Raw genomic sequence first — 3,134 nt, forward strand, 5'->3', positions numbered from 1 at the left:
GCCGGGGCGGGGGGCGTGACCGGGGCGCTTTGGGGGGCTGGCGCGTTGGCGGTCCCGGCGTCGCTGGTGAGCGACGCGATCACGCTTCGCCAGGCGTCCACGTCGAGCGTATCGAACTGGGCGGCCGCCTGAACCCCCTCGCGCGGGGCGGGCACGGGCTGGTTGATGCCGATGCCGCCACGCAGCACCTCGACGCGCGCGGGGTTTCCGGCACTCCCGCCGCTACGCTCTTGAACGTAATTGCCTTGAACGCTGCCGACGGCGAAGTCGAGTGTATCGATGCGACGGCCGCCCGGACTCGGCTGGGGACGCAGCGTGAAGCGTGCGGGCAACGAGGTCTCCGCACGCTTGCCGAGCGGGGCGGGTAGGTTGACGGCCAGGCCGACGAGTGTGGATTGGACCGCCACTTCGGTCATGCCTTGGCGCACCGTGACCGTTGCCGAATAGGGCGTGCCGCCCGTCATGCGCTTGGCCAGTTGCGCCAGCGAGGCGCTTTCCTGATTGTCGCGCAGGCCTTGCGCGCTCAACGTGCCGCCAATGTTCAGCGCGATGGTGCCGTCGCTGCGACTGCCGCCGGACGCGCGCACGTCGCCGCCGAGGAACGTGCCGCGCAGATTGTCGAGCGAAATACCGCGCTCGGTGAACGCGAGTTCCCCGTCCACGGCGCCGAAGGTCGGCAGGCCGTTCAGCAGTGTGATGTCGTTGCGCAGGAAGCGCGCGCGGCCCGTGACCTTGGACCGATCGGTGTGATCGAGCGGCATCGACAACTGCATCGCGAGCTGTGTGGTGCCGCTCGCGCGTGTTTCGTCGGTAAAGTCGCCGATCCAGTGCCCCACCGGGCTGCCGTTCAGGTATTTCACGAAGTCGGCCGCTGGGCCGCGCGCGTCGCCCTTGAGGGTGAGCACGGAATCGTCCTGTCCGATGTCGTTGATGTCGCCCACCACCTGGGTGAGCGTGACGCCGAAGACTGTGCCGCTGTCGATGGCGATATGCAACTTGTCGGCGTCGAAGCGCAGATTGCCGCGCACCTTGTCAAAGGCCGGCCAGACTTCCGTGTGGCCGGGGCGCACCGGCGACGGGTTGAAGGTGACGTCGACCAGCGGAATGTCGATGCGGAACTTGCCGCCGCCCTTGCCGTACGGGAAGTTGTCGAGATCGCCCTGTACCGCGAAGGGCGCGTTCTGCACCGTGCCCGCGAGCAGCGCGCGTTGCAGATAATCCCGCACGCTCGCGCCGATGTCGGTCGGCAGATAGCGCGGCACCGCGCTGGCGCTCGCGCGCACAATGTTGCCCTTCAGGTCGACGATGCCATTGCCCTTGCCGCCATTGCGCCACGTGCCGGTTACATCGCCCGCCAATTCGGCGTTCTGCAGGTGCAGGGCGTCCACGCGCACCGCTACGTCCGCCGGGGCGTCGCGTTGCGTCGCCGAGTGCGAGACGCGCCACGACGTGCGCGCGGTAAGCGTATCGAGATCGATGCGCGGCTGGTCGAAGCGGCCGGGAAAGTCGAGCGTGGCGTGCTTCGCGTTGAGGGTCAGGCTGCCGCGCGACTGATCGGCGTCGATGTGCCCGCTCAGATTGGCGAAGCCCGGGCGTCCCGCATTGGGCGACCCCGGATTCGCCGGCGGATGCTCACTCGGTGCGCTGTCGACACCGAGATCTTCAAAGTCGGCGACCACCCGATAGCGTTCGCGTTCGGGCGGCAGTTGCCGGATTCCCGGCAGGTCGCGCCAGTTGCCGGGGCCGTGCGGCTTGGGGGCCTGGTAGCTGATGTCGAAATTGGCCAGTCTGCCGCGCGGCCGAAAACTCGCGAGCGCGTCGCGTGTTTGCGGGGCGAGCGGCAGCGACGGCACGAGCGCCATCGCGGCGCCGATGTCGAAGCGCGGGCCCGCAAAGGTGGCGTGCAGTCCGTGCTCGTTCGTGCCCGGCGCGTAGGTGCCGCGCAGATCAGGCACGTCGAGCGTCGGCCGGCCTGCGGCTTGCAATGTCAGATCGCGGGCGCGCAATTGCCAGCCGGCGTCGGCGTGGGGCGTTACGCGGGTCACGTCGATCCGGCCCTGCGTGGCGTCGAAGGTGAGCGGCGGCAAATCGTCGGCCAATTGCACCGACGTATTCGCTCCCGCGGCGCGCAGCGTCGCCCTCGTGATCGCCCCATCGTCGAAGTCGACCCACGCCCGCGCGGCAACGCGACCGCGCGTGTCCTTGCCCGGCAAGTCGACGTAGCGGGCCAGTTCAGTCAGGTCGAGCGTGCCGACTTCGCCGTAGAGCTGACCGCGCCACCGTTTGACTTCGCCGGGGCGAGCAAACAGCGGATTCGTGAATCGCGCCCGGATGTCGAGCGGTGCCACGATGCCCGTCGGCGGCGTCGCCTGCATGCCGAAGCGATGGTCGAAGCCTCGATTGCGCAGCATGGCGTTGACCTGGGTGACGACGACGTCGGGCGCGTTGCGCGTGGCATCGCGCCAGCGCAAGGTGCCGTTGCGGATCACGACGCGCGACTGACGCATGAGCCAGTCGGCGGCGGTCGAGTCGGTCGCGGCGCCGCCGCCCGTCACCGGCATGCCCGCGACGAGAATCGAGCCGTCGGTGAGGCGTTCGATGGTGAGATCGGGTTCGGACAACGTGAGGTTCGACAGGCGCACGTCGAGGTGAATCAGGCTGGTCCACGAGAGCACCGCATCGAGGCGGTGGAGCGTCAGGCTGGGCTCGGCGGGCGGTGGCGCCCCGGGCGGCGTGTCCGGCGAGGGGCGTGCCGCGCGCGTCGCGGGTGTCGTTCGAGCGCTGAGCGAGGGTGCGCGCGCGGCGGGGGGGCGGCGCGTGATGCGAACGTCTTCGAGCGTCAGGTAAGGGTGCCAGCCGTGCCAGACGGCGTCGATGCGGCCGATGGTGACGGGCAGGCCGATGGCACGCGAGGCAGCCGCTTCGATCTGCGCTCGGTAGTCCGACACGCGCGGCAGGATGACGTACCGGGTTGTGAGGACGACGGCGCCAAGTCCGAAATAGGCGATGACGACGAGCGCCAGCAGCCATTCCAGGCCCAGTCGCAAGCCACGCGGCAGTGACGAGAACCAGGACCGGTTGCCGGTGGACGAGGCGGGCGGCTTACGGTCGGTCATGCTGCGCGTCTACGAGGG

General features: G+C 69.4%; 1 protein-coding gene. It reads right to left on the reverse strand.

Annotation, left to right across the window (positions count from 1 at the left end; translation table 11 throughout):
- On the reverse strand, window positions 1-3,116 hold a 3,116-nt coding region (locus A985_RS0110555; RefSeq protein ID WP_017233370.1), incomplete at its 3' end, for a YhdP family protein.
- Window positions 3,117-3,134: the final 18 nt, after the last annotated feature.

Source organism: Pandoraea sp. B-6, assembly GCF_000282835.1.
Taxonomy (GTDB): Bacteria; Pseudomonadota; Gammaproteobacteria; order Burkholderiales; family Burkholderiaceae; genus Pandoraea; species Pandoraea cepalis.